At 66.6% G+C, this 25,942-nt stretch carries 22 protein-coding genes; 5 read left to right on the top strand and 17 right to left on the bottom strand.

Annotation, left to right across the window (positions count from 1 at the left end; all coding sequences use genetic code 11):
- Positions 1–80: 80 nt before the first annotated feature.
- The 4 genes from PI990_RS27495 to PI990_RS27480 all read right to left on the bottom strand — a co-directional run bounded on the left by PI990_RS27495 (position 81) and on the right by PI990_RS27480 (position 5,435).
- On the bottom strand, positions 81–1,259 hold the full coding sequence (locus tag PI990_RS27495) for an acetyl-CoA C-acetyltransferase (protein WP_271659073.1): 1,179 nt from the start codon (positions 1,257–1,259) through the stop codon (positions 81–83).
- An 88-nt stretch (positions 1,260–1,347) separates the two neighbouring features.
- Positions 1,348–2,223 carry an oxygenase MpaB family protein gene (locus PI990_RS27490; RefSeq protein ID WP_271659072.1) on the bottom strand — a complete coding sequence of 292 codons (876 nt, stop codon included), beginning with the start codon at positions 2,221–2,223 and terminating at the stop codon, positions 1,348–1,350.
- Between the two features lie 77 nt (positions 2,224–2,300).
- Complete coding sequence (acs, locus tag PI990_RS27485; RefSeq protein ID WP_271659071.1) at positions 2,301–4,238, bottom strand: acetate--CoA ligase; 1,938 nt, start codon at positions 4,236–4,238, stop codon at positions 2,301–2,303.
- Between the two features lie 111 nt (positions 4,239–4,349).
- Complete coding sequence (locus PI990_RS27480; RefSeq protein WP_271659070.1) at positions 4,350–5,435, bottom strand: DJ-1/PfpI family protein; 1,086 nt, start codon at positions 5,433–5,435, stop codon at positions 4,350–4,352.
- Positions 5,436–5,547: 112 nt separating this feature from the next.
- Here PI990_RS27480 and PI990_RS27475 point away from each other — a divergent pair, with 112 nt between their 5' ends.
- Positions 5,548–6,537, top strand: coding sequence for a GlxA family transcriptional regulator (locus PI990_RS27475; protein ID WP_271659069.1), 990 nt, complete (start codon positions 5,548–5,550; stop codon positions 6,535–6,537).
- 56 nt (positions 6,538–6,593) lie between these two features.
- Here the strand turns inward: PI990_RS27475 and pgi are convergent, their stop codons facing one another.
- From pgi to dksA, 11 genes are all read right to left on the bottom strand, one after another.
- Positions 6,594–8,258, bottom strand: a complete 1,665-nt coding sequence (pgi, locus tag PI990_RS27470) for a glucose-6-phosphate isomerase (RefSeq protein WP_184491017.1) — start codon at positions 8,256–8,258, stop codon at positions 6,594–6,596.
- Between the two features lie 82 nt (positions 8,259–8,340).
- Entirely contained in the window at positions 8,341–8,721 is a 381-nt protein-coding gene (gene panD / locus PI990_RS27465) for an aspartate 1-decarboxylase (protein ID WP_021219325.1), read from the bottom strand.
- Positions 8,722–8,803: 82 nt separating this feature from the next.
- Positions 8,804–9,664, bottom strand: coding sequence for a pantoate--beta-alanine ligase (panC, locus tag PI990_RS27460; RefSeq protein WP_184491014.1), 861 nt, complete (start codon positions 9,662–9,664; stop codon positions 8,804–8,806).
- Positions 9,661–10,461 (bottom strand): 3-methyl-2-oxobutanoate hydroxymethyltransferase, encoded by an 801-nt coding sequence (panB, locus tag PI990_RS27455; RefSeq protein ID WP_263404323.1) that lies wholly within the window; start codon positions 10,459–10,461, stop codon positions 9,661–9,663. The genes panC and panB overlap by 4 nt, the downstream gene beginning before the upstream one ends.
- A 103-nt stretch (positions 10,462–10,564) precedes the next feature.
- Positions 10,565–11,077 (bottom strand): 2-amino-4-hydroxy-6-hydroxymethyldihydropteridine diphosphokinase, encoded by a 513-nt coding sequence (gene folK / locus PI990_RS27450; protein ID WP_271659068.1) that lies wholly within the window; start codon positions 11,075–11,077, stop codon positions 10,565–10,567.
- 2 nt (positions 11,078–11,079) lie between these two features.
- A complete protein-coding gene (locus PI990_RS27445) occupies positions 11,080–12,480 on the bottom strand; it encodes a polynucleotide adenylyltransferase PcnB (protein ID WP_184491005.1) in 1,401 nt (466 codons plus the stop codon).
- 683 nt (positions 12,481–13,163) lie between these two features.
- Positions 13,164–14,588, bottom strand: a complete 1,425-nt coding sequence (locus PI990_RS27440; RefSeq protein WP_021219320.1) for a sigma-54-dependent transcriptional regulator — start codon at positions 14,586–14,588, stop codon at positions 13,164–13,166.
- Positions 14,589–14,611: 23 nt separating this feature from the next.
- Positions 14,612–17,566 carry a sensor histidine kinase gene (locus tag PI990_RS27435; RefSeq protein ID WP_271659067.1) on the bottom strand — a complete coding sequence of 985 codons (2,955 nt, stop codon included), beginning with the start codon at positions 17,564–17,566 and terminating at the stop codon, positions 14,612–14,614.
- Positions 17,550–17,726: a hypothetical protein gene (locus PI990_RS27430; RefSeq protein ID WP_003095129.1), complete on the bottom strand. Its 177-nt coding sequence runs from the start codon at positions 17,724–17,726 to the stop codon at positions 17,550–17,552. The genes PI990_RS27435 and PI990_RS27430 overlap by 17 nt, the downstream gene beginning before the upstream one ends.
- A 69-nt stretch (positions 17,727–17,795) precedes the next feature.
- On the bottom strand, positions 17,796–18,683 hold the full coding sequence (gene gluQRS / locus PI990_RS27425; RefSeq protein WP_271659066.1) for a tRNA glutamyl-Q(34) synthetase GluQRS: 888 nt from the start codon (positions 18,681–18,683) through the stop codon (positions 17,796–17,798).
- Positions 18,684–18,737: 54 nt separating this feature from the next.
- Positions 18,738–19,181 carry an RNA polymerase-binding protein DksA gene (dksA, locus tag PI990_RS27420; protein ID WP_015478905.1) on the bottom strand — a complete coding sequence of 148 codons (444 nt, stop codon included), beginning with the start codon at positions 19,179–19,181 and terminating at the stop codon, positions 18,738–18,740.
- 192 nt (positions 19,182–19,373) lie between these two features.
- On the opposite strand from dksA, the gene PI990_RS27415 reads away from it, so the two are divergent.
- Both PI990_RS27415 and sfsA read left to right on the top strand, forming a co-directional pair.
- A complete protein-coding gene (locus tag PI990_RS27415; protein WP_271659065.1) occupies positions 19,374–20,555 on the top strand; it encodes a pyridoxal phosphate-dependent aminotransferase in 1,182 nt (393 codons plus the stop codon).
- Entirely contained in the window at positions 20,552–21,259 is a 708-nt protein-coding gene (gene sfsA, locus PI990_RS27410) for a DNA/RNA nuclease SfsA (RefSeq protein ID WP_271659064.1), read from the top strand. The genes PI990_RS27415 and sfsA overlap by 4 nt, the downstream gene beginning before the upstream one ends.
- Here the strand turns inward: sfsA and PI990_RS27405 are convergent.
- Positions 21,256–21,573, bottom strand: a complete 318-nt coding sequence (locus tag PI990_RS27405; RefSeq protein WP_184490995.1) for a Rieske (2Fe-2S) protein — start codon at positions 21,571–21,573, stop codon at positions 21,256–21,258. The two genes, sfsA and PI990_RS27405, sit on opposite strands and share 4 nt — an antisense overlap.
- Before the next feature lie 80 nt (positions 21,574–21,653).
- Positions 21,654–23,846, bottom strand: a complete 2,193-nt coding sequence (locus PI990_RS27400) for a TonB-dependent hemoglobin/transferrin/lactoferrin family receptor (RefSeq protein WP_271659063.1) — start codon at positions 23,844–23,846, stop codon at positions 21,654–21,656.
- 351 nt (positions 23,847–24,197) lie between these two features.
- Between PI990_RS27400 and PI990_RS27395 the strand changes: the two genes are divergently transcribed.
- Both PI990_RS27395 and PI990_RS27390 read left to right on the top strand, forming a co-directional pair.
- The gene (locus PI990_RS27395) at positions 24,198–24,806 is read left to right on the top strand and encodes an energy transducer TonB (RefSeq protein WP_271659062.1); all 609 of its coding nucleotides are present in this window, start codon (positions 24,198–24,200) and stop codon (positions 24,804–24,806) included.
- An 18-nt stretch (positions 24,807–24,824) separates the two neighbouring features.
- Positions 24,825–25,889 carry a hemin-degrading factor gene (locus PI990_RS27390; RefSeq protein WP_271659061.1) on the top strand — a complete coding sequence of 355 codons (1,065 nt, stop codon included), beginning with the start codon at positions 24,825–24,827 and terminating at the stop codon, positions 25,887–25,889.
- The last annotated feature ends 53 nt before the right edge of the window (positions 25,890–25,942 follow it).

Here is a 25,942-nt window from a genome sequence, read left to right as displayed (position 1 = left end):
CAAAGCGGGAACGGCTTGGCGCCGAGTGCGGCGAGGCCGGTGTGGGCCTCGCGCAGGGTCTCGATGGCGTGGCGAGTGGCTTAACGCTCGATGGCCAGGGCCACGCCCTGCCCGCCGCCGATGCACAGGGTCGCCAGGCCCTTCTTCGCATCGCGCTTGATCATCTCGTGCAGCAAGGTCACCAGCACGCGGCAACCGGAGGCGCCGATGGGGTGGCCGATGGCGATGGCGCCGCCGTTGACGTTGACCCTCTCGGCGTCCCAACCCAGCTCCTTGCCCACCGACAGGGCCTGGGCGGCGAAGGCCTCGTTGGCTTCGATCAGGTCCAGCTCGCCGAGGTTCCAGCCGGCCTTCTCCAGGCAGCGCTTGGTGGCCGAGACCGGGCCGATGCCCATGATCGCCGGATCGACGCCGGCATTGGCGTAGGCGGCGATGCGCGCCAGCACCGGCAGGCCCAGGGCCTTGGCCTTCTCGGCGCTCATCAGCAGCACGGCGGCGGCGCCGTCGTTGAGGCTGGAGGCGTTGCCGGCGGTGACGCTGCCGTCCTTCTTGAACGCCGGCTTGAGCTTGGCCAGGGATTCGGCGGTAGTGCCGGCGCGGGGCTGCTCGTCGGTGGCGAAGGCGATGGGGTCGCCCTTCTTCTGCGGGATCAGGATCGGGGTGATCTCATCCACGAAGCGGCCGGCTTCGATGGCGGCGGAAGCCTTTTGCTGGGAAGCGGCGGCGAAGGCGTCCTGGGCTTCACGGCTGATGCCGTACTTCTCCACCAGGTTCTCGGCGGTGATGCCCATGTGGTAGTCGTTGAAGGCGTCCCACAGGCCGTCCTGGATCATGGTGTCGACCAGCTTGGCGTGGCCCATGCGCAGGCCGGTGCGGGCGCCGGGCATGACGTAGGGGGCGAGGCTCATGTTTTCCTGGCCACCGGCGATGATCACCTCGGCGTCGCCGCAACGGATGGCCTGGGCAGCCAGGTGCAGGGCCTTGAGGCCGGAGCCGCAGACCTTGTTCAGGGTCATGGCCGGCACGGCGTTGGGCAAGCCGGCGAGGATGGCGGCCTGGCGCGCGGGGTTCTGGCCGGAGCCGGCGGTGAGCACCTGGCCGAGGATGACTTCATCCACCTGGGCGCCATCGAGGCCGGCCTGGGCCAGCAGCTGGCGGATCACCGCAGCGCCCAGCTCGGGGGCGGGAATATTGGCCAGCGAGCCCTGGAAGCTGCCGACGGCGGTGCGGGTAGCGGCGACTATGACGACGTCTTGCATGGTTTCTGTCCTCGAAGCGGGTAATCGGTTCAGGCTGTGACCGGAAAGTGGCCGATGGTCGCACAGGCCCGTGTGACCGGCCAGCCACTCAGCGGGTGGGCAGGCCCATGCGCCGGCGGGCGCGGACGGAGGCGCCGTTGCGCAGGGCCCAGCGCAGCATCGGTGCGGTGCGCTGCACGCCGGCGCGGATCAACGGGCGCTGCCAGTCAGGCAGGCGCAGGCCGAGCATGGCCAGGGCCCAGGTGGGCAGCAACTCGATGCCGGCCTGCATCATCAGGTTGCCGAAGGGCTTCGCCAGGGCGCTGGGCGCGGGGGCATCGCGCAGCAGGCGCACCACTTCGAGGGTGCGCTCGTCGCACAGCATCTGTGGGCGCATCGCTTCCAGATAGTCGGCGACGGCCTGGCGCGATTTGGGCACGTTGCGGGCGCCAAGGCGTTCGGCCACCAGGGCGATTTCCGCGTAGTAGCGGTCCTGGTCGGCGCCGGGCATCTGCGGGTCGAGGTGGCGCAGGTAGGCGCCGAGGAAGCTGCTGACCTCGGCGACATGTACCCAGGTGAGCAGGTCCGGGTCACTGGCCGCATAGGTGCGCCCATCCGGCGCGTTGCCGACCACTTGCAGGTGAATGGTGCGTACCTTGTCGATCAGCCATTCCGCGTCGTGGCGGTTGCCATAGGTGGTGCCGGAAATGAACAGGCTGGTGCGGCGCAGGCGGCCGAGCATGTCCTGGCGGAAATTGGAGTGGTCCCACACGCCGGCCAGGGCGAGGGGGTGCAGCATTTGCAACAGCAGGGCGCTGATGCCGCCGATCATCATCGAGGTGAAGTCGCCGTGGACCTTCCAGGGCATGGAGTCCGGGCCGAACAAGCCCGGGTCGCCCTTGGGGCTGTCCAGGTCGATCTGCCCGAGGGAGGCTCCGGTGAGGCTGAGGATCTGGCTTTCGATGCGGTTGCGGATAAGGTTCATCGTCAGGCGTTCGAGGCAGGCCGGGAGCTGGCGCCCGGTGATTCTTCCGGCTTCCAGCTCCCAGCTTCAAGCTTTATCTACTGGTTCAAGCGCTTGTCGATAAGGCTCTCGACCACCGAGGGGTCGGCCAGGGTGGAGGTGTCGCCCAGGCTGTCCAGCTCGTTGCAGGCGATCTTGCGCAGGATGCGCCGCATGATCTTGCCCGAGCGGGTCTTCGGCAGGCCGGGTGCCCACTGCATCAGCTCGGGCTTGGCGAAGCTGCCGATTTCCTTGCCGACCAGGGCCAGCAGTTCTTTCTTCAGCTCGTCGCTGGGTTCCACGCCCTTCATGGTGGTGACGAAGGCATAGATGCCCTGACCCTTTACATCGTGGGGGTAGCCGACCACCGCAGCCTCGGCCACGTCGTCGTGCAGCACCAGGGCGCTTTCCACCTCGGCGGTGCCGATACGGTGCCCGGAGACGTTGATCACGTCGTCCACGCGGCCGGTGATCCAGTAGTAGCCGTCCTCGTCGCGGCGCGCGCCGTCGCCGGTGAAGTAGTAGCCGGGGTACGCGGAGAAGTAGGTCTCGATCATCCGCTTGTGGTCGCCGTAGACGCTGCGGATCTGGCTCGGCCAGCTCGATTTGATGGCGAGCACGCCGGAGCCGGCGCCTTCGATCTCCTTGCCCTGTTCGTCCAGCAGCACCGGTTGCACGCCGAAGAAGGGGCGGGTGGCCGAGCCGGGCTTCAGCGCCGTGGCGCCGGGCAGCGGGGTGATGAGGATGCTGCCGGTCTCGGTCTGCCACCAGGTGTCGACGATGGGGCAGCGCTTTTCGCCGACGACGTTGAAGTACCACTCCCAGGCTTCCGGGTTGATCGGCTCGCCGACGCTGCCGAGCAGGCGCAGGCTGGCGCGCGAGGTGCTGTGCACGGCGGCTTCGCCTTCACGCATCAGCGCGCGCAGGGCGGTGGGCGCGGTGTAGAAGATGTTGACCTGGTGCTTGTCGATCACCTGCCAGAAACGCGAGGCATCGGGGTAGCTCGGCACACCCTCGAACATCAGGGTGGTGGCGGCGTTGGCCAGCGGGCCGTAGACGATGTAGCTGTGGCCGGTGACCCAGCCCACATCGGCGGTGCACCAGTAGATATCGCCCTCGTGGTAGTCGAAGACGTACTTGTGGGTCATCGCCGCGCCCAGCAGGTAGCCGCCGGTGGTGTGCAGCACGCCCTTGGGTTTGCCGGTGGAGCCGGAGGTGTAGAGGATGAACAGCGGGTCCTCGGCGTCCATCCACTCCGGTACGCATTCCTCCGAGGCGCCGCGCAGGGCCTCGTGGTACCAGATGTCACGGCCTTCGACCCAGGCGACTTCGCCCTGGGTGCGCTCGACCACGACGACGGTGGAGACATCGGGGCAATCCTTCAGCGCCTTGTCGACGTTCTGCTTGAGGGGCACGTACTTGCCGCCGCGCACGCCTTCGTCGGCGGTGATCACGGCGCGGCAGTCGGCGTCGAGGATGCGGTCACGCAGGGCGTCGGGGGAGAAGCCGCCAAATACCACCGAGTGCACGGCACCGATGCGCGAACAGGCGAGCATGGCGTAGGCCGCCTCGGGGATCATCGGCATGTAGATGCACACCCGGTCGCCCTTCTTTACGCCGCGATCCTTGAGCACGTTGGCCAGACGGCAGACGTGCTGGTGCAGCTTGCGGTAGGTGATCTGCGCGGATTCGGCCGGGTTGTCGCCTTCCCAGATGATGGCGACCTGCTCGGCGCGCTTTTCCAGGTGACGGTCGATGCAGTTGTAGCTGACGTTGAGCTTGCCGCCCTTGAACCATTCGGCCTGGCCCTGGCGCAGGTCGCTGCTGTGCAGCCGGTCCCAGGGCTGGAACCAGTCGAGGAAGGTGGTGGCCTGCTCGCTCCAGAACTCTTCGGGGTTATCCACCGACTGCTGGTACAGGCGCAGGTAGGCATCGTTATCCAGGAAGGCGCGCTTGCGCACGTCCTCGGGCACGGCGTGAAGGCTGATTTCGTACATGAGGCGGGTCCTTGTTTTTGTGTTGCCGCAATGCCGGCTAGGGTGCACCCAAGCAGTTGCTCGGTTCAAGTGCCCGCCGGCTTCGCACAGGCGTTTGAGCCCGCCCCAAGGTTATTCGTTCAGCGCAGGGGCGTACTCGAGCTGGGCTGCTACCAGTGCGGCGGTGGCTTGGTCGTAACGCTCGGCGATGGCGCCCAGGGTCTGGTCGAAGAGGCGGGCCAGCGGTGCGTCGGTGGGCTGCAGGTGCGTGATACCCGGGTGCGCGGCCATGGGCTCCGGCAGCAGGACCAGGCCGCTGGCCGTACGGATGGGCGATGCATCCGCCGCCAGTGCCAGGACCTCGGAGCGGAAGGTGCGCGACCAGGCGTCTGCACGCAGGGCCAGGGCCAGTTCGTCTTCGCCTTGTCGCACCTCCAGCCCCAGCGCCTCGTGACGCCAGAACGACAGCAGATTGCCGGCGGCGGCCAGGTAGCCGCCGGCGCCGAGGGCGAAGGCATCGCCGTCGTGGCGGGGCGACCAGTCCGCCAGGCCGATGCCCGTGGCCAGCGCCTGTGCTCGGTCGGTGCCGGCGATGGCTTCCACCAGGGCAATGGAGACGGGCATCGCGGCGCTGACGCCGGCCGTGGTGATCACCTTGCCGTCGGCCAGATAGCGGCGATCGCTCACCCAGCGGGTGCCGGGAAAGTCGTCCTCTCGCTGGCCCCGGGAGTACCAGTGGCCGGTGGCGCGACGCCCCTCCAGCAGGCCGGCTTCGCCGAGCACCAGGGCGCCGTCGCAGATACCGACGACGGTCGCGCCCTTGGCGGCCTGCTGGCGGACCCAGCGCAGCAGCTGCGGGTCGTCGCTGTGGTGGACGGCAGGCACGACGATGTAATCGGCGCCTTCGGGATGACGGCGGTCGAAGCCGTCGATATCGGCCTCGGCCAGCAGGCGCAGCGCCGGCATCATCTGCATCGGCCCTGGCCGGGTGGAAAGCGCGACGACCTCGGCGACGCCCGAGCGCTTCAACAGCCCATAGGGGAGAACGTAATCGACCAGTTCCGTCATGCGGTTTTCTCCGATCACCGCCACCAGCGGCCGTTCGCGCTCGAAGCGCTTTTGGTAGCTGGGCAGGTGCTCGGGCGCTTCGCCGGCCCTCAGGGGCAGGGGATGGCAGAAAAACAGGCAGGCGAGCAGCAGGGTGGCTAGGCGGGACATGGGGGACTCCTTGGCGGGCGGGTTGCCTGGAGTGTTAATCGGGCCAGCCTGGCGCGAATGACAGTGATGGATGAAACTCCGCCAATCCTCGTCAATGCCTGCCAGGTGGCCCATGTCCGTAGCCCCCGAATCGCCGCCCCATCTCGTCGTCTTGCTGGTCTTCACCGATTTCCAGCTGCTCGACGCCAGTGGCCCGGCGGATGTGTTCGCTGCCGTCGGCGAGCACCTGCCGGGCGGCCGTGCGGCGCCTTATCGCTTGCGCACGGTGGCGCCTGAGGCGGGGCTGGTGGCGTCGTCCACCGGGTTGCAGTTGCAGGCCGAGGCGCTGCCGCCACCCTCCGAGCTCGTGGGCTGCACCTTGCTGGTGGCCGGCGGCCATGGCGTGCAGCGGGCCATGGGGGCGGAGGTGCTGGTGCGCTGGCTGGCCGAGGTGGCGCAGGTTGCGCGGCGTTGCTGTTCGGTCTGCACCGGTGCCTTCCTGCTGGCGCGCGCGGGGCTGCTGGATGGGCGCCAGGTGGTGACCCACTGGCGCTACGCGGCACTGCTGCAACGGTTGTTCCCGACGGTGCGGGTGTTGGAGGACGCGCTCTTCGTGCGTGACGGGGCCTTCTACAGCTCCGCGGGTGTTACCGCGGGCATCGACCTGTGCCTGAGCCTGGTGGAGGAGGATCTGGGGCGTGGTGTTTCGCTGCAGGTGGCCAAGGGGCTGGTGATGTACCTGCGGCGCCCTGGCGGGCAGCGCCAGTTCAGTGCCGAGCTGCTGGCCCAGCAGGCGCCGGTGGGCGGGCTGGTGGAGCAACTATCGGCCTGGCTGCGGGAGCACCTGCAGGAGGACCTGGACATCGAGGCGATGGCGGCGGCTCTGGCGGTGTCGCCCCGCACCCTGCATCGACGCTGCAAGGAGGAGCTGGACATGGGGCCTGCGCGGCTGCTGTTCCAGATGCGCCTGGAAGCGGCCTGTCGGTTGCTGGAGGCGGGGGCGGCCTCGCTCAAGCGCACGGCACAGCGCACCGGCTTTATCAGCGAGTACAACCTCAGAAGGGCGTTCGTGCTGGAGTTGGGGGTGACGCCGAGCGAGTACCGCCAGCGTTTCTGCCGCTAGCAGCGGCGGGTACCTGGCGGGGGAGTGCCGCACCCGGGGCGGGTGCGGCAGCTGCATCAGCCGCGATGACGGCCGCGGAAGAAGTCGATCAGGCCCTGGGTGGAGCCGTCCTCGGCGGGGGTTTCCTCGCTGCCGACGATGCGCGAGTAGACGCCCTTGCCCAGCTCCTTGCCCAGTTCGACGCCCCACTGATCGAAGGCGTTGATGCCCCAGAGCACGCTCTGCACATAGACCTTGTGCTCGTACATGGCGATCAGCGCGCCCAGGCGGCGAGGGCTGATGCGCTCCATCACCAGGGTGTTGCTGGGGCGGTTGCCGGGGATCGCCTTGTGCGGTGCCAGGCGCTGCACCTCGGCCTCGGGCAGGCCCTTGGCGCGCAGCTCGCTCTCGGCTTCCTCGCGGGATTTACCGAGCATCATCGCCTGGCTCTGGGACAGGCAGTTGGCGAACAGCCACTGGTGGTGGTCGGCCACCGGGTTGTAGCTGGACACCGGGACGATGAAGTCGGCCGGAATCAGGTGGGTGCCCTGGTGCAGCAACTGGTGGTAGGCGTGCTGGCCGTTGCAGCCGACGCCGCCCCAGATCACCGGGCCGGTGCCGGCGGTGACCGGGCTGCCGTCCTGGCGCACGCTCTTGCCGTTGGATTCCATGTCCAGCTGCTGCAGGTGGTCGGTGAAGTTACGCAGGTAGTAGTCGTAGGGCAGGATCGCGTGGCTGCGGGCGCCCCAGAAGTCGCTGTACCAGACGCCCAGCAGGCCGAGGATCACAGGGATGTTGCGCTCGAAGGGGGCGGTCTGGAAGTGCTGGTCCATGCTGTAGGCGCCGGACAGCAGCTCCTTGAAGTTGGAGATGCCGATGGACATGGCGATGGGCAGGCCGATAGCCGACCACAGCGAGTAGCGGCCGCCCACCCAGTCCCACATGGGGAAGATGTTCTCTTCACGGATGCCGAAGGCCATGGCCGCTTCCTTGTTGCTGGAAACGGCGATGAAGTGGCGGTAGAGCTCTTCCTCGCTGCCGCCCTGGGCCAGGTACCAGGCGCGGGCGGCCTGGGCGTTCTTCAGGGTTTCCAGGGTGCCGAAGGACTTGCTGGAGACGATGAACAGGGTGGTTTCGGCGTTGAGCTTGCAGGCCAGCTCGCGGAACTCGCTGCCGTCGATGTTGGCCAGGTAGTGGCAGCGCACGCCTTTCTGGGCGAAGGGCAGCAGGGCTTCGGAGACCAGTTGCGGGCCGAGGAAGGAGCCGCCGATACCGATGTTCACCACGTCGGTGATGGGCTTCTCGGTGTAACCGCGCCACAGGCCGTTGTGCACGTAGCCCACCAGCTCGGTCATCTGGTGCAGCACACGGTGCACCTCGGGCATCACGTCGGTGCCGTCCACCCGCACCTTGTCACCGATGGGGCGGCGCAGTGCGGTGTGCAGCACCGGGCGCTGTTCGGAGGCGTTGATCACCTCGCCCCGGAACATCGCCTTGATCGCTTCGCTGAGCTGGGCCTCTTCCGCCAGTTTCACCAGCAGGGCCAGGGTGTCGTCGCGGATCAGGTTCTTGGAGAAGTCCAGCAGCAGCCCGCAGGCGCTGAGGGTGAAGCGCTTGAAACGCTCGGCGTCATCCTGGAAGGCCTGGCGCATCTTGAAACCGGCCAGCTCCTCACGGTGCGCGGAGAGCGCGCCCCAGCTGGGCAGTTGGGTTACGTCGAGGGGAGTCAGGTGGTGGTTCATGGCGTGCCTTCAAGCAATCAACTTGGTTATGAACATGAAAAAGCCCGGAGTGTTCCGGGCTTCCAGTCTAGCGGGTCAGGGCTTAGGCGACCTGTACCGGAATGGCGTTACTGGTGTGGCTCAGCTCGTTGCCCGGCGCCATGTAAAGCATGCGCGGCTTGAAGCTGGCCAGTTCGGCTTCGCTGTAGTGGGCGTAGGCGCAGATGATGACCCGGTCGCCTACTTTGGCCTTGTGCGCGGCAGCGCCGTTGACCGAGATCATGCGCGAGCCGTTTTCACCGCGGATGGCGTAGGTGGTGAAGCGCTCGCCGTTGTCGACGTTGTAGATCTGGATCTGCTCGTATTCGTGGATGCCGGCGAGGTCCAGCCACTCACCATCGATGGCGCAGGAGCCTTCGTAGTCGAGTACGGCGTGGGTGACTTCGGCGCGGTGCAGCTTGGCCTTGAGCATGATGGCGTGCATGGCGTTTTCCTTGTCTGGACGCTGGCGGCGGCAGAGTTTGCCCGAACCACGAGGGGTGGGCAAGCCGTGCCGGGCGCGGGTTTCAGGCCTGCTTTTCGAGGCTGAAGGCGAGGTTGTCGATCAGGCGTGTGGTGCCCATGTAGGCGGCGGCCAGTATCACCAGGTCGCGCTCGCCGGGCTGCGCCGGACGCAGGCTGGAGGCCTCGCGGACTTCCAGGTAGTCGGGGCGGAAACCGGCCTCGCTCAGCGCGTCGCGGCCCTGGGCTTCCAGTGCGGCGAAGTCGCTGTTGCCACTGGCTACGGAGGCTGCCAGCTGCTTGAGGATGCGGTACAGGGCCGGTGCGGCGGCACGCTGCTGCTCGTCCAGGTAGCCGTTGCGCGAAGACAGTGCCAGGCCGTCTTCGGCGCGCACCGTGGCCTCGCCCATGACCTGGATCGGCATGTTGAGGTCGCGGACCAGCTTGCGGATCACCGCGAGCTGCTGGAAATCCTTCTCGCCGAACAGGGCGAGGTCCGGCTGGACCATGTTGAACAGCTTGCTGACCACGGTGGCGACACCTTCGAAGTGGCCGGGACGGCTGGCGCCGCAGAGCCCTTCGGAGACCAGGGGCACGCTGACGCGGGTCTGGTCGCTCATGCCGTCGGGGTACATCTCCTCGACGTCCGGGTGGAACAGCAGGTGGCAGCCGGCGGCGACCAGTTTTTCCTGGTCGGCCTGCAGGGTGCGGGGGTACTTGGCCAGGTCTTCGCTGGGGCCGAACTGCAGCGGGTTGACGAAGATGCTGGCTACGACGAAATCGGCGCGCTGGGCGGCTTTTTCCACCAGCGCGGCATGGCCGGCGTGGAGGTTGCCCATGGTCGGCACCAGGCCGATGCGCTTGCCTTCGCCACGAGCACGGGCCACGGCGGCCCGCAGCTCGCGGACGGTCTTGACGGTGATCATGCGGAGAATCCGTGTTCGGCGGCCGGGAAGGTGACGTCCTTGACGGCCTTCACGTAGGCGGCCATGGCGGCCTGGATGCTGGGCTGGCCTTCCATGAAGTTCTTCACGAACTTGGGCGCGCGGCCGGTGAGGGAGAGGCCGAGCATGTCGTGCATCACCAGGACCTGGCCATCAGTGGCGCTACCGGCACCGATGCCGATGACCGGGATCTTCACCGACTGGGTGATTTCGGCGGCCAGCTCGCTGGGCACGCATTCCAGCAGCAGCATGGCGGCGCCGGCCTGTTCCAGGGCCATGGCGTCGGCGCGCAGCTGGCGAGCCTGGGCTTCCTGGCGGCCTTGTACCTTGTAGCCACCGAGGATGTTCACAGCTTGCGGGGTGAGGCCAAGGTGGGCGCAGACGGGAATGCCGCGCTCGGCCAGCAGGCGGATGGGCTCGGCCAGCCAGGCGGCGCCTTCCAGCTTGACCATGTGCGCGCCGGCCTGCATCAGGGCGGCGCTGTTGGCGAAGGTCTGTTCCAAGGTGGCATAGGCCATGAAGGGCAGGTCGGCGATGATCAGCGCGCCCTGGTTGCCGCGCTTCACGGCGGCGGTGTGGTACGCCATGTCGGCGACGCTCACCGGCAGGGTGCTGTCATGGCCTTGCAGGACCATGCCAAGGGAATCGCCCACCAGCAGCACATCGGCACCGGCCTGGCTCGCGGCCTGGGCGAAGGTGGCGTCATAGGCCGTTAGCATGGCGATCTTCTCGCCTTTCTGCTTCAGCTCTTGAAGGGTGGTCAGGGTCACATCAGGCATGAAAACGTCCTCATCGGTACCGATTCTGCACCGGCACGGGGCAACGGGACGCTTATAGTCCCGATGGTGGGGCATGGTGTCAATTGCAGGTGTTACCGATCTGTTACGGCGTTACCGCCATGCCCGGAAGGTGCCCCACGACCTCGAGCCCTTCGAAGGGACAGACGTCCAGAAGTGCTTGCAGGGGCTGGCCGCTGGGGAGCTTCAGGCCACCGCCGGCTATCTCCGCGAGGGGATAGAGAACGAAGGCGCGAGCGTGCATGTGGTAGTGCGGAACCTGCAGGCGTGGCTCGTCGAGCGTGCGCTCGCCGAACAGCAGGATGTCCAGATCGAGGGTGCGCGGGCCCCAGCGCTCGTCCTTGCGCACGCGGCCCTGGGCGAGTTCGATCGCCTGCAGGGCGTCGAGCAATTCCAGGGGGGCGAGTTCGGAGTCGAGGGCGGCCACGGCATTGGCATAGCGGGGCTGGTCGGGCGGGCCGAGCGGGTCGCTGCTGTAGAGCGAGGAGACGGCCGCCAGGCGGGTGCGTGGCAATGCGGCCATGGCCTGCAGGGCGCTGGCCAGTTGTGCCGCAGGCTCGGCGAGGTTGCTGCCGAGCCCTATATAGATGCGTTCCATCATCACTCGCTGGCGGGAGCCGAGCCTTCACGCGGGCCGCGTTTGCGACGGCTGCCGCCACGGCGCCGCTTGCGCGGTGCGCCGCTGCCGTCGTCCTTGCTGCTGAGGTCGCGGATCATGGCGCGACGCTCGCTGTCGCTGGCTTCCTGGTAGTCGGTCCACCAGTCGCCCAGGCCGTCGGTTTGCTCGCCTGCGCTTTCACGCAGCAGGAGGAAGTCGTAGCCGGCGCGGAAGCGCGGGTTCTCCAGCAGCAGGTCGGCACGTTTGCCACTGCGGCGCGGCAGGCGCTCCTGCATGTCCCAGATCTCGCGGATCGGGATGGTGAAGCGCTTGGGAATGGCGGTGCGCTGGCACTGTTCGAGGATCAGGCCGTGGGCCGCTTCCTGGATGGCCGGGATCGGCGGCATGCCACGTTCCTGCAGCAGCGCTGCACGGGCAGGCAGGGCCGGCCAGAGCATGGCGGCGAAGAGGAAGGCGGGGGTTACCGGCTTGCCTTGGCGGATGCGTTCGTCGGTATTCGCCAGTGCCTGGCGGATCAGCGCGCCAGCGTATTCCGGGTCGCGCTCCAGGGACGCTGCAGCGGCCGGGAACAGCGGGGCGAAGAGGTCGTATTCGAGCAGCAGTTCGAAGGTGCGCTCGGCCTTGCCGCCGAGGAACAGCTTGAGGATCTCGTCGAACAGGCGGGCTGACGGGATGTCCCGCAGCATCGGCGCCAGGCGGCGAATGGGCGCGGCGCTGTGCTTCTCGATCTCGAAGCCGAGCTTGGCGGCGAAGCGCACGGCGCGAAGCATGCGCACCGGGTCTTCGAGGTAGCGCTGCTCGGGATCGCCGATCAGGCGGATCAGACGGTTGCGGATGTCGTGTACGCCGTGGGCGTAGTCGAGGATGCGCTCGGTGACCGGATCGTAGTAGAGGGCGTTCATGGTGAAGTCGCGGCGTTGCGCGTCTTCTTCCTGGTTGCCGTAGACGTTGTCCCGCAGGATGCGGCCGCTCTCGTTGCGCGAGGACTGGTTGCTGTCTTCCTCGTCGGCACCCTGGGGGTGGTTGGCGCGGAAGGTCGCGGTCTCGATGATCTCGCGGCCGAAGTGCACGTGGACCAGCTTGAAGCGGCGGCCAATGACGCGGGCGTTGCGGAACTCCGCGCGGACCTGCTCGGGCGTAGCGCTGGTGGCCACGTCGAAGTCCTTGGGCTCCAGGTTCAGCAGCAGGTCGCGTACACAGCCACCGACCAGGTACGCCTGGTACCCGGCCTTTTGCAGGCGCTCGACCACGTTCACCGCGTTGCGGCTGATATCCGCACGCTCAAGCGAGTGTTGGCGATTGCTCAATACTTCGGGTGTGCTGCGGGGATGCTGCGCGCGGCGCAGGGGAGAGCGAAAAGACTGGATCAGCTTCTTCAGCATGGGATGCACTGTTTTGCGGAATGGACGGCCAGAATTGAACAAGACCGCACGATGGACGCGGATTCTAGCACTGGGTCGGGAGATGGTGAAGGAAGCGGCGGGGGTGTGTCAAAGCTACTGGGGGAGCCGAAGCTCCCCCCCAAATTGGTGCGTGCTTTGTTTTTATTGTTGTGTCGGGCTTGGTGTTTTTGTTGTTTGACCCGTTCCAGCAGGCTCTTGGCCTCTGAAAATGCCCTCGAATCGAGGGTCAATAGCAAACGGATTGCTTTGGACGCTGACGGTGCCATGATCATTCCGTGATCCAACCAGTTCCGGCGCTGCCTTAGGGCAGTTTTGTTGTTCTCAGCCTGGCTGTGGGGCGAGCCCCAAAGGCAACTCCTCTCCAAAAGAATCAGTTAGCTGCGCCTCCGCGGTTTTGTTTTTGTTGTGCTGGAGTCGATACGTCTTGTTTTTATTGTGGGGTTACACGTTTGTTATTGTTGTTGTACTGGAGATAAAGCAGTTGCCGTGCCAACTTTTGTGATTCCTTGTAAATCAATGGCTTGCGGGGATTCGGGGTGGAGCGGCAGGTACAAAAAAGCCGGGCTTTCGTTACCTTAAGACCCGGCTTTTGTTACGAGAGATTAACGCGGTAACAAAGCGATGCAATCCGCCGCACCGCTCTACTCCTGAGGTTCGCCGCCTCAGGAGGTGGCTGCTCCCGATTTGCGGCGGGGGATACCGAGGCGCTGGCGACGTTCCCACAGGCATTTGCGGCTGATGCCCAGTTTTCGGGCAAGCTCGGTCTCGGTCATATGATCCTGGTGCTCGAGGACGAAGTGCTGGAAGTAGTCTTCCAGTGACAGGTCTTCGGTCGGCTCGTGGCTGCTGCTGGCGCTTTGCATGGGTGAATCGAGGAAGACGTCGTCATCCAGGTCGTCCAGCTCTATGTCGATGCCTAGAAGCTCGGCGGAGATGTCCGGGCTCTCGCACAGGATCACCGCGCGCTCGATGGCGTTCTCCAGTTCGCGCACGTTGCCCGGCCAGGGGTAATGACGGATGGCCTGCTCCGCATCGTGGGCGAAGCGCAGGTCTTCGCGCCCCATGCGCGTGCATTGGCGGGCGAGGAAGGCGCGGGCGATCTCGATCACGTCGTTTCCGCGCTCGCGCAGGGCGGGCAGCTTCAGCGAGATCACATGGAGGCGGTAATAAAGGTCTTCGCGGAACTGGCCGGTCTTGGCCAGCGTCTTCAGGTCGCGGTGGGTCGCGGCGATCAGGCGCACATCGACCTTCTGCGATTGCACCGAGCCGACCCGGCGGATCTCGCCTTCCTGCAGCACGCGCAACAGGCGCGCCTGGGCTTCCAGCGGCAGCTCGCCGATTTCATCGAGGAACAGGGTGCCGCCATCGGCTGCTTCCACCAGGCCGGCGCGGCCGGCGCTGGCGCCGGTGAACGCGCCCTTTTCATGGCCGAAGAGTTCGGACTCGATCAGGGTCTCCGGGATCGCGGCGCAGTTCACCGAGATCAGCGGCGCCTTGGCGCGGCGGGAGAGGTTGTGCAGGGCGCGGGCCACCAGCTCCTTGCCGGTACCGGATTCGCCCTGGATCAGGACGGTGGAGTCGGTGGGCGAGACCTTGCGGATCTTGCTGTACAGCTCCTGCATCGCGCCGCAGGAACCGATGATGCCAATTTCGCCGTCTGCGGCGCTGCTGCTCGCTGCGGCTTTTTCCGTGCCGCGCGCGTTACCGCTGCGTTCGGCCGGGGCGCCTTTGCCTTCCTGGCGCTCCTTGAGGATGCGCGCGACGGCTTGCAGCATTTCGTCGTGGTCGAAGGGCTTGGCGATGTAGTCGACCGCGCCCATCTTCATCGAGTCCACGGCCGAGCGCAGGCTGGCGTAGCTGGTCATGATCAGCACCGGGGTGCCCTGGGCGAGCTTGATCAGCTCGGTGCCCGGTGCGCCAGGCAGGCGCAGGTCGCTGACGATCAGGTCGAAGCCGGGGATGCTGTAGCGCTCCTGGGCTTCCTGGACGGAACCTGCTTCGCTGACCTGGTATTGGTTGCGTTCAAGCAGGCGGCGCAAGGCAGAACGGATAATGGTTTCGTCTTCGACGATGAGAATATGTGGCATTAAATTCAGCTCTCTCGACGGTCTCAGATCACAGCGGACGTCGCTTCGACAAATCGTGGCAACGTCACCCTGATTCGGGTGCCGCGCTGTTGTTCGGGGTCGGCCGGGCTTTCGATGGTGATGTGGCCATAATGCTCTTCCACGATCGAATAGACCAGCGCGAGGCCCAGGCCGGTCCCCTTGCCCGGGTCCTTGGTGGTGAAGAACGGCTCGAACAGGCGGTCCATGATCGCCTTGGGAATCCCGCTCCCTTCGTCCTCCACTATAAGGTCGACCGCGTGGTCGGATATCTCGCTGCGCACGCGTATCGCGCTACCGGGCGGGGAGGCGTCGCGGGCGTTGGAGAGCAGGTTGATCAGCACCTGGGCGAGGCGCTGCGGGTCGCCCTCGGCGACGTGTTCCGGATCGCACAGGTTGAAGAACTCCACATCGACGCTGCGCTTGTTCAGCGACAGCAGGCCGATGGCGTCCTGGGTCACGTCGGCCAGGCACACCGGCTCGGTGGCCTGCTGGCGGCCGCCGGCATGGGCGAAGCTCATCAGCGACTGAACGATGCGTGACACGCGCTTGGTCTGTTCCAGTATCTGGCTGCTGATCTCGGTGAGCTCGCCATCACCTTCACGCTCCTCGCGTAGGTTCTGCGCCAGGCAAGCAATGCCGGTGATGGGGTTGCCGATCTCGTGGGCGACGCCGGCGGCGAGGCGACCGATGGACGCCAGGCGCTCGGAGTGCACCAGTTTGTCTTCCAGCAACTGGGTATCGGTAACGTCTTCCACCAGCAGTACCAGGCCACTGTTACCGGGGGCCAGGGGCTCGTCGATCGCCGCCTTGTGCAGGTTCAGCGAGCGGGTCTGGCCCTCCAGCTGCAGGCGCTGCTTATGCAGGTGCTCGTCGGGCAGGTTGATGAAGCTTTCCAGCAGCCCCTTCCAGGGTTCGGCGATGGCCGAGAGGCGCGAGCCGACCACGCGCTGGGCGGGAATCTCGGTGAGTTCCTCCATGGCGCGGTTCCACATGAGGATTTCCTGGTCCTTGGCCAGCGAGCACACGCCCATCGGCAGTTCCTGCAGGGTCTGGCGATGGTAGCGGCGCAGGGCGTCCAGCTCGGCGGCCAGGCCGGTGAGGCGCGAGTGGTAGTCCTCCAGGCGGCTCTCGATGAAGTGGATGTCCTCGGTGACGTAGCTTTCGCTGCCGGACTTGTACGGCAGGAAGGTCTCGACCATGTCCTGGGCCACGCTGGGCCCCATCAGCCCGGAAAGGTTGGCCTCGATGCGGTCGCGCAGGCGACGCAGCGCATAGGGGCGGCGCTCGTCGAAGGGCAGGTGCAGGTCGCGCAGGGCTTGCTCCACCTCCTTCTGCGCGGTCTTGGCACCCAGCGGCTTGGCCAGCTGCGCGGAGAATTCCTGGGGCGAGCCGGCCACCAGTTCGCGGCGTTGCGGGCGGCGCACGTTGTCCACGGCGCAGGCCTCGGCGGCACCACGCTCTTCGGCGCTGGCATCGGTGAACAGCGAGACCAGGGTGAAGACCAGCACGTTGGCAGCCAGCGAGGCGATGGCCGCGATGTGCCAGCTGGTGTCGTCGAGCACGTAGATGGCGTTGAACAGCGGCAGGTAGATGCCCTGCATGTTGCCCACCAGCGGCAGCAGCATGCTGAACAGCCAGACGCCGATACCGGCCAGCAAGCCGGCGATGAAGCCACGGCTGTTGGCGGTTGGCCAGTAAAGCACCGACAGGGCGCCGGGAAGGAACTGCAGGGTGGCGACGAAGGCGACTATGCCCAGGTTGGAAAGGTCCTGCTCGGCACCCAGCAATAGATAGAAGCCGTAGCCGGCCATGATGATGGCGACGATCAGCGCCCGGCGTGTCCATTTCAGCCAGCGGTAGATGTTGCCTTCCGACGGCGGCTGGTAGAGCGGCAGCACCAGGTGGTTCAGCGCCATCCCCGACAGCGCCAGGGTCAGCACGATGATCAGGCCGCTGGCCGCCGACAGTCCGCCGACATAGGCGAGCAGTGCCAGGGCGTCGCTGTTCACGGCGATGCCCAGGCCCAGGGTGAAGTATTCCGGGTTGGTGGTGGCACCGAGCTTGAGGCCGGCCCAGAGGATCAGCGGCACCGCCAGGCTCATCAGCAGCAGGAACAGCGGCAGGCCCCAGCTGGCGCTGACCATGGCGCGGGGGTTGAGGTTCTCGGTGAAGGTCATGTGATACATGTGCGGCATCACGATGGCCGAGGCGAAGAACACCAGCAGCAGCGTGCGCCAGGGGCCTTCCTGCAGTGGCGTGTGCAGGGTGGAAAGCGCCGCCTGGTTCTGCAGCAGCCACAGTTCCAGTTCATGGGGGCCGCCGAACACGCCGTACAGCGCGTAGAGGCCGATGCCGCCCAGGGCAGTGAGCTTGACCAGGGATTCGAAGGCGATGGCGAACACCAGGCCCTCGTGTTTCTCCCGGGTGGCGATGTGGCGAGCACCGAAGAGGATGGTGAACAGCGTGATCAGGGCGCAGAAGCTGAGGGCCACGCGGTCGTGTACCGGCTCGCGGGTGAGGATGCCGATGGAATCCGCCACCGCCTGGATCTGCAGTGCCAGCAGCGGCAGCACACCCACCAGCATGAACAGCGTGGTCAGCGCCCCGGCCCAGGTGCTGCGGAAGCGGAAGGCGAACAGGTCCGCCAGCGAAGACAGCTGGTAGGTGCGGGTGATGCGCAGGATCGGGTAGAGCAGCACGGGCGCGAGGAGGAAGGCGCCGGAGATGCCCAGGTAGCTGGCGAGGAAGCCGTAGCCGTACTGGTAGGCCAGGCCGACCGTGCCATAGAAGGCCCAGGCGCTGGCGTAGACGCCCAGCGACAGGGTGTAGGTCAACGGATGGCGGACGATGCGCCGCGGTACGAAACCACGGTCGCTGAGCCAGGCGACGCCGAACAGGGTGAACAGGTAAGCCGCGCTGATCAGGATCAGCTGGCTCAGGCTAAAGCTCGTCAGCATCGCGTTGGCTCTGGAGGATGAAGGTCACCACGATCAGGATCAGCCAGAGCAGGTAGGGGCGGTACCAGGCCCCATTGGGGTCGATCCACCAATCCATGATGGCGGGGGAGAACAGGTAGATCCCCACCACCAGGAGCAGGACCAGTCGGTAGATATACATGCCGCATCTCACGTCGGGAGTGCGGCGATGGTAGCGAATGCCCGATGCCGGTGCGAGGGGGGATGGCGCCTAGCGCAATTGCGCTTCGGCCAGGGTGCGGCTGCCGGGGATGCGCGTGGCGTCCCAGTTGGCGATGCCCCAGTCCAGCACCTCGCGCGCGCTGGCGTCGGCGAGCTCTTGCGGGGGGCGCTGGCCCAGTGCGCGGAGTGCGCGGTTGAGCAGCGGGGCGGCCTGGTCGGTCTGCAGCGGTGGGGAGCGGTAGGACTTACCCAGCTTGTGGCCGTCCGGCTGGATGATCAGCGGCACGTGCAGGTAGCGCGGCTGCGGCAGGCCCAGCAGCTCCTGCAGGTACAGCTGGCGCGGCGTGGAGTCGAGCAGGTCGGCGCCGCGCACCACATCGGTCATGCCCTGCCAGGCGTCGTCGAGCACGACTGCCAGTTGGTAGGCGTAGAGGCCATCGCGACGGCGGATGACGAAATCGCCGACTTCACGCCCCAGGTGCTGGCGGAACTCGCCCTGCACGCGGTCGGTGAAGCCATAGATCAGCTCCGGCACGCGCAGGCGGATCGCGGCGTCGTGCTGGGGATGCAGTGCATTGCGGCAGAAGCCGGGGTAGACGCCCTGGTGGCCTTCGAGCTGCTTGCGCGAGCAGGTGCAGGCATAGGCCAGGCCCTGGTCGAACAGGCGGTCGATCACCTGGGCATAGACGTCGTGGCGATCGCTCTGGCGCACCCGTTCACCGTCCCACTCGAAGCCGTAGCTTTCCAGGGTGCGCAGTATCGCGTCCTGGGCGCCGGCCACTTCACGGGGTGGGTCGAGGTCCTCCATACGCAGCAGCCAGCGGCCACCCACGGCGCGGGCGTCGAGGTAGGAAGCGAGGGCGGCGACAAGGGAGCCGAAATGCAGATAGCCGCTGGGTGTAGGGGCGAAGCGGCCGATGTAGGCGGGGGAGCTCATTGGGATGCGGGCCTGCTGAAACGAAACGGGGCGCCGAAGCGCCCCGTTCTGGGATCAGGAACCGAGTTGCTTTTCCTTGATCTCCGCCAGCGTCTTGCAATCGATGCAGAGCGTAGCGGTGGGGCGTGCTTCGAGGCGGCGGATGCCGATCTCGACGCCGCAGGAGTCGCACCAGCCGTAATCGTTGTCTTCGATCAGCTGCAGGGTCTCGTCGATCTTCTTGATCAGCTTGCGCTCGCGGTCGCGGGCACGCAGTTCCAGGCTGAATTCTTCTTCCTGGCTGGCGCGGTCGGCCGGATCGGGGAAGTTAGCGGCTTCGTCCTGCATGTGGTGCACGGTACGATCCACTTCTTCCATCAGCTCAACCTTCCACTTGTTGAGGATGCTGGTGAAGTGAGCGCGCATGCGATCACTCATGTATTCCTCACCCTTGGTTTCCTGATAGGGCTCGAAACCACGGATCAGTTGGCTGCTCTGTTGCTTAGCTTTGGTGGGCATGAATGGCCGCCTCTCACTTTCTCTAATCCATTGCGCAGGTTCTGGTCCATCGCCGGTAACCCGGCCCTGCGACTGCAAGCGGGCGAACTTACCAGATCGACTCCGGGCACGCTACTCCCAGTTATCTTGGTTGCTGCAGCCTTCCCGGACCATTCGGTAGAATCCGCTCTTTGCGTTAATAAAGGAAGGCCGATGGCCCAGTCATACAGTGCACGCAGCCGTGCCATAGAACCCTTCCACGTGATGGCCCTGCTGGCTCGCGCCAACGAGTTGCAGGCCCAGGGGCATGACGTCATCCACCTGGAGATCGGCGAGCCGGACTTCACCACCGCCGCGCCCATCGTCCAGGCGGGGCAGGCTGCCCTGGCCGCCGGCCACACGCGCTACACCGCCGCACGGGGCCTGCCGCAACTGCGCAGCGCCATCGCCGGGTTCTATGGCGATCGCTACGACCTGGATATCGACCCCGAACGCATCCTGATTACTCCCGGCGGTTCGGGGGCTTTGTTGCTGGCCGCGAGCCTGCTGGTCGACCCGGGCCGCCACTGGCTGCTCGCCGACCCGGGCTACCCCTGCAATCGTCACTTCCTGCGCCTGGTGGAAGGCGCGGCGCAACTGGTGCCGGTCGGCCCCGAAAGCCGCTACCAGCTCACCCCGAACCTGGTGGAGCGCTACTGGGATGGCGACAGCGTCGGCGCCCTGGTCGCCTCGCCCGCCAACCCCACCGGCACGCTGCTCACCCGCGACGAGTTGGGCGGCCTTTCCGCCGCGCTGAAGGCCAAGGGCGGGCACCTGGTGGTCGACGAGATCTACCACGGCCTCACCTACGGCGTGGATGCCGCCAGCGTGCTGGAAGTGGATGACGACGCCTTCGTGCTCAACAGCTTCTCCAAGTATTTCGGCATGACCGGCTGGCGGCTCGGCTGGCTGGTGGCGCCGGCGGACGCGGTGCCCGAGCTGGAGAAACTGGCGCAGAACCTCTACATCAGCGCCCCCTCCATGGCCCAGCACGCTGCCCTGGCCTGCTTCGAGCCGGATACCTTGGCGATACTCGAAGAGCGGCGCATCGAGTTCGCCCGCCGTCGCGACTACCTGCTGCCCGCCCTGCGTGAGCTGGGCTTCCGCATTGCCGTCGAGCCCGAAGGCGCCTTCTATCTATATGCAGATGTTTCCGCCTTCACCCAGGACGCCTACGCCTTCTGCCGGCACTTCATCGAAACCGAGCACGTGGCCTTCACCCCGGGCCTGGATTTCGGCCGTCACCTGGCCAACCAGCATGTGCGTTTCGCCTACACCCAGAGCCTGCCGCGCCTGGAAGAAGCGGTGCAGCGCATCGCCCGTGGCCTGAAAACCTGGGCGGCACTGACGGCATGAAGTTCGAGCCGCCCCTGGAGCAGGGCCGCCTGCTGCGTCGCTACAAGCGCTTCCTCGCCGATATCGAGACCCTCGACGGCGAGCTGCTGACCATCCACTGCCCGAACACCGGCTCGATGCTCAACTGCATGAGCGAAGGCTGCCGTGTCTGGTTCAGCCGCTCCAACGACCCCAAGCGCAAGCTCCCCGGCACCTGGGAAATCACCGAAACGCCCCAGGGGCGCCTGGCCTGTGTGAACACCGCACGGGCCAACGCCCTGGTCGAGGAAGCCCTGCGCGCCGACCTGATTCCCGAACTGGCCGGCTTCACCGCGCTCAAGCGCGAGGTCGCCTACGGCGTGGAAAACAGCCGCGCCGACTTCCGCCTGGACTACCCGACGGGCGAGGTGTTCGTGGAAGTGAAAAGCGTGACCTTGGGCTTCGACGGCACCGCTGTGGCGGCCTTCCCCGATGCCGTCACGGTGCGGGGCAGCAAGCACCTGCGCGAGCTGGCAGCGCTGGCGCGCCAGGGCATGCGCGCGGTGCAGTTCTATTGCGTCAACCTCTCCGGCATCGAGGCCGTGCGCGCAGCGGTGGAGATCGACCCGGCTTACGCCGCAGCGCTGGCCGACGCCAAGGCCGCCGGGGTGGAGGTGCTCGCCTATGGCACCGAGGTCAGCCCTGAAGGGCTGGTGCTGCAGCGCAAGTTGCAGGTGCTCGGCTAGCGCGCCAGCCAGATGCCCCTGTCATCTTCACTGCATTCAAGGGCGCGCAGGGACTCCCCAGCGCAAGGCCCGGCCACGCATTCACCGGATTCGATAAGGAACAGTGCGCCGTGGGTGGCGCACTGGATCAGGCTGCCGCTGTCGTCGAGAAAGCGGTCCGGTTGCCATTCCAGGGGAATGCCCCGGTGCGGGCAGCGGTTTTCGTAGGCATGGACCCGGCCCTCCCGGCGCACCAGCAGCAGCTTCAGGTCATCGATCAGAAAGCCCCGGCTCTGGCCTTCGGCCAGTTCGTCGGGGCGGCATAGCAGGATCATCGGCGTCTCCACGGCAGGCGGGTATTATCCCGCGCTGCCGTGGATTGCCAAGAGGGTGCGCGTCCTTGCGCTGAACGGGGTCAGATCTCCCACACCAGGTTGACCGCGGCGTGGCGGCCGGGCTGGGTGTAGCGCTGCAGGCTGGGGCTGTTCTCGGTCAGCCCGCGTACATCGCCCCACTGCCAGTAGTCCTTGTCGGTGATGTTGAACAGGCCGGCGTTGACCGAGAACTCCTCGGTGACCTGCCACCAGCCGTTCAGGTCCAGCAGGCCGTAGCCCGAGGGCTGGTACTGGCCGGCAGTCTGGGTGCGGTCGATACGTTCCTTGGCCGCCACCAGGGTCCAGCTCAGGTCACCGCCGAACTTGCCGCTGGGCTGTGCATAACCCAGGCCGAAGACCCCCTTGAGCGGGTCGACGCTGTTGATCGGCTGGCCAGTGCCTTCGTCCTTGCCGCGTGCGTAGGCGACTGAGCTCATGGCGCGCCAGCCGGCCGGCATGCCGAGCTTGTCGAGGAAGAGCTCGCCCTTGGCTTCGAAGCCACGGATGGTCACCCGGTCGCGGTTGACGTACTGGAACTCGCCGAAGGGGAAGCCCGGCACGCTGGAGGGGCGGGACACCTGCTCGATGAAGTCGTCGTAGCGGTTGTAGAACAGCGCGGCGCCGAAGCTGCCGATCTCGTACTTGCCGCGCAGGCCCAGCTCGAAGCTGTCGCTGGTCTCGGCCTTGAGGTTGGTGTTGGCCAGGGTGCGGTACATGCCCGGGTTGACGAACTCACCGAAGATCTCGATCGCCTGCGGGGCGCGGAAGCCGGCGGCGTACTGGCCGTAGACGCTGTGCTGGTCGTCGACCTGGTAGGTCACGCCGAACTTGGGCGATACGGCCGAGTCGGTGAAATTGCTCGGGTTGGCGTCGGTCGCCTGGCTGTTGAGGTAGCGTGCGGTGGCGTGCGGCTTCATCTCGTAATAGTCGTAGCGCAGGCCCGGCAGCAGGGTCCAGCGGCCGATCTCGATGTTGTCCTGGACGAAAGCCGCGTATTCGTTGGTGGTCGGGTCCGGGAAGTCGCTGGTCGGCAGGACCGGCGTGTTGACCCCGGTGGCGATGACGGTTTCGCCGCCTTCGCGCAGGTCGGTGTTCTTCAGGCGCTTGAGGTCGGTGCCGTAGACCAGGGTGTGCCGGCTGCCGGCGATGCTGAAGGATTTGTCCAGCTTGCTGTTGAGCACCCAGAGCTTTTCCTCGTAGTGGGAATCGCGGGTACGGAAGCGCGCCGAACCCGTGACGACGCGGTTCTCGTAGGTACGCTGGCGGGTCTGGCTGTCCTGGTAGCTGAGCTGGTTCTGCACGTTGTCCGCTATGGGGTTGTCCAGCTGCAGGGTGTGCAGCAGGGAATAGCGTTCGCGGTCGACGCTGTCGCGCGCATCCTGGGTACGGATGGTGGCGGTGTTGCTGTAGTTGCTCAGGACCTTGGTGTCGGTGTCGTCCTGGTAACGCTCGTAGGTCAGCTGCAGGCGCTGGCCTTCGGCGTAGTTCCAGCCGAGCTTGGTGAGCAGGTTGTCGGTGGTGTAGTCGACCGGGTTGGCTTCCTCGCGGGTCGCGCCTATGCCACTGATGGCGCCCTGGGTGTCCAGTGCCTGGCCGGTGCGGCGGCCGATGTGCACCAGGCCATCGAGGTTGCCCTGGCGGGCGGCGAGGGTGGTGCTGCGCAGCCAGCTGTCGTCGGAGCCGTCGTAGCCGGTCTTCAGGCGGGCGTAGGCGTCATCGCCCTCGTCCAGGTAGTCGGCCGCATCCTTGGTGAGGAAGCTCACCGCGCCGCCGATGGCGTCGCTGCCGTACAGCGAGCTGGCCGGGCCACGGATGATCTCCACCTGCTTGAGGGTGTCCGGGTCCACGTAATCGCGCTGAGCGCTGAGGAAGCCGCCGAAGGAAAAGGCGTCCGGCATGCTCACACCGTCCACCTGGGTCAGCACGCGGTTGCCACCGATGCCGCGGATGGTGAAACCGGACAGGCCGAAGCGGCTGCCCGTTCCGCCAACGGATACCCCCGGCTCGTAACGCACCAGATCCTGAATATTTTTTACGTTCTTCTGGTCGATCTCTCGTTCAGTCATTACCGACACGGTGTTTGGCACCTGGTCGAGCGTCTGCTCGCTGCGGGTGGCGGTGACGGTGACGGTGTCGAACTGGGTCGCGGTTTTTTCCGCAGCCAGGGCGAGAGAGGGGGAAAGAAGAAGCAAGGCCAGCCAGGGGCGGCGGGCGAAGGGGGGGCGAAGCGACATGGATGGACTCCCGGGTTCAAGGCGCAACCAGGGACCGGCCGGGCACTTCTGGTGTGGCTCGGGGCCACGGGCGTCATGCCGCGGGTGCCTTTCCCGATGGCCGTCCTGACCATCGCTTTCGCCGGCCTCTCTGGTGATCGCAGATTGGCATCGGTGGCGAACATAATGAGGTTGACAGTCAAATGCAAACAATTATCAAATTGATTCGTATTTATGTGTTCGGGCTTGAAAATGCCGCGTATCCCACTCTGTCTCGCGCTGTCGCTTGTCGCGCACGCGGGGCTTGCATGGCTCCTGCACGACCTGCGGGCGGAGCCGGCTATCGCCCGGGGAGAGGCCCGGGCGGACGTGGTGCACCTGGTCAGCCTGGCCGAGCCGGCGCCTGCCGTGGCTGAGCCCGTCGCGCGTCCGGCACCGGCTCCTCGCAAGGTGGAGCCGCAGGGCCGCCCGGTAGCGGAGGCCAAGCCCATTGCCATCAAGCCGCGCCTGGTCAGCCCCGAAGCCCCCGCGCGCAAGGTCGCTCGCGTCGAGCCCAAGCCGCAGCCGCGTCCGCAATCCCGCCCCAGCAGCGAGCCGAGCGTGGCGCACGCCGCAGCGTCGGCGCCCAGCGCCGCCCCGCAGCCGGCACCTGCCCAGCAGGTCGCCATCGCCGCCAAGTTGCCGAAGGCCGAGGTGGTCATCGACCAGCCTTCCTTTCTTACACCGCCCAAGCCCCCGATCTACCCGGCCCAGGCGCGTCGTCGCAACCAGCAGGGCGTGGTCCTGGTGGAGGTCCGCCTGGACGAGCGCGGCGGGCTGCGGGAGATGAAATTGCTGCGTTCGTCAGGCATCGAGAGCCTCGACGAAGCGGCCATGAGCGCGGTCGCCAGCTGGCGCTTCCGTCCCGAGGTCCAGGACGGCGAGCCGGTACCGAGCCGCGTGAGAATACCCATTGAATTCGCCCTTACGGCGAGCCGTTGATCCTGAAGGAGTGACACCATGACTGCCCTCACCCAAACCGCCACGGCGGGCCCCGCCCTGTACCAGGCCTGGCAGACGCTGCGTGGCGAAGAGCCGCGCCTGCGCGCCCGTGACGCCGCCGAGCGCCTCTCGGTCAGCGAGGGCGAGCTCACCGCCAGCCGCCTGGGCGTGGATGCCGTGCGCCTGCGCCCCGAGTGGGCGAGCCTGCTGCCCGCGCTGGGTGAGCTGGGCCACATCATGGCGCTGACCCGCAACGAACATTGCGTGCATGAGCGCAAGGGCGTCTACCGCGACGTGTCGGTGATGGCCAACGGGCAGATGGGCCTGGTGGTGTCCGCCGACATCGACCTGCGCCTGTTCCTCGGTGGCTGGTCCAGCGTGTTCGCCGTCGCCGAAGAGACCCCGCGCGGCACTCAGCGCAGCATCCAGGTCTTCGACAAGCAGGGCGTGGCCGTGCACAAGGTGTTCCTCACCGAGCGCAGCGAGGTCGCTGCCTGGGCGCCGCTGGTCGAGCGTTTCCAGGCCGAGGAGCAGAGCACCGAGCTGGACCTGCAGCCGCTGCCCGCCGCCGAGCCGGTCAAGCCCGATGCCGAGATCGACGTCGCCAGCCTGCGTGAAGGCTGGTCCACCCTGAAGGACACCCACCACTTCTTCGCCCTGCTGAAGAAGCACGGCGCGGCACGCACCCAGGCCCTGCGCCTGGCCGGCACCGAATGGGCCGAGAAGCTGGACACCGCCGAGCTGCCGCGCCTGCTGGAAGCGGCTGGCGAGAAGGAAATTCCGATCATGGTGTTCGTCGGCAACCGCCACTGCATCCAGATCCACAGCGGCCCGGTGCAGAACCTGAAGTGGATGGACACCTGGTTCAACGTGCTCGACCCCGAGTTCAACCTGCACCTGAAGACCCCGGGCGTGACCGAGCTGTGGCGCGTGCGCAAGCCCAGCAGCGACGGCGTGATCACCAGTTGGGAAGCCTTCGATGCCGAGGGCGAACTGGTGGTACAACTGTTCGGCGCGCGCAAGCCGGGCATCCCGGAGCGTAAAGACTGGCGTGCCCTGGCCGAGACCGCCCCAGCGCTCTGACGCCTGGCCGAGCCCCGGCCCGATCCACCCCGACGCCCCGCCCATGCCGGGGC

The organism is Pseudomonas sp. TUM22785 (assembly GCF_028198105.1).
GTDB lineage: Bacteria > Pseudomonadota > Gammaproteobacteria > Pseudomonadales > Pseudomonadaceae > Metapseudomonas > Metapseudomonas solani.
This window is presented reverse-complemented; position numbering and strand designations above follow the sequence as displayed.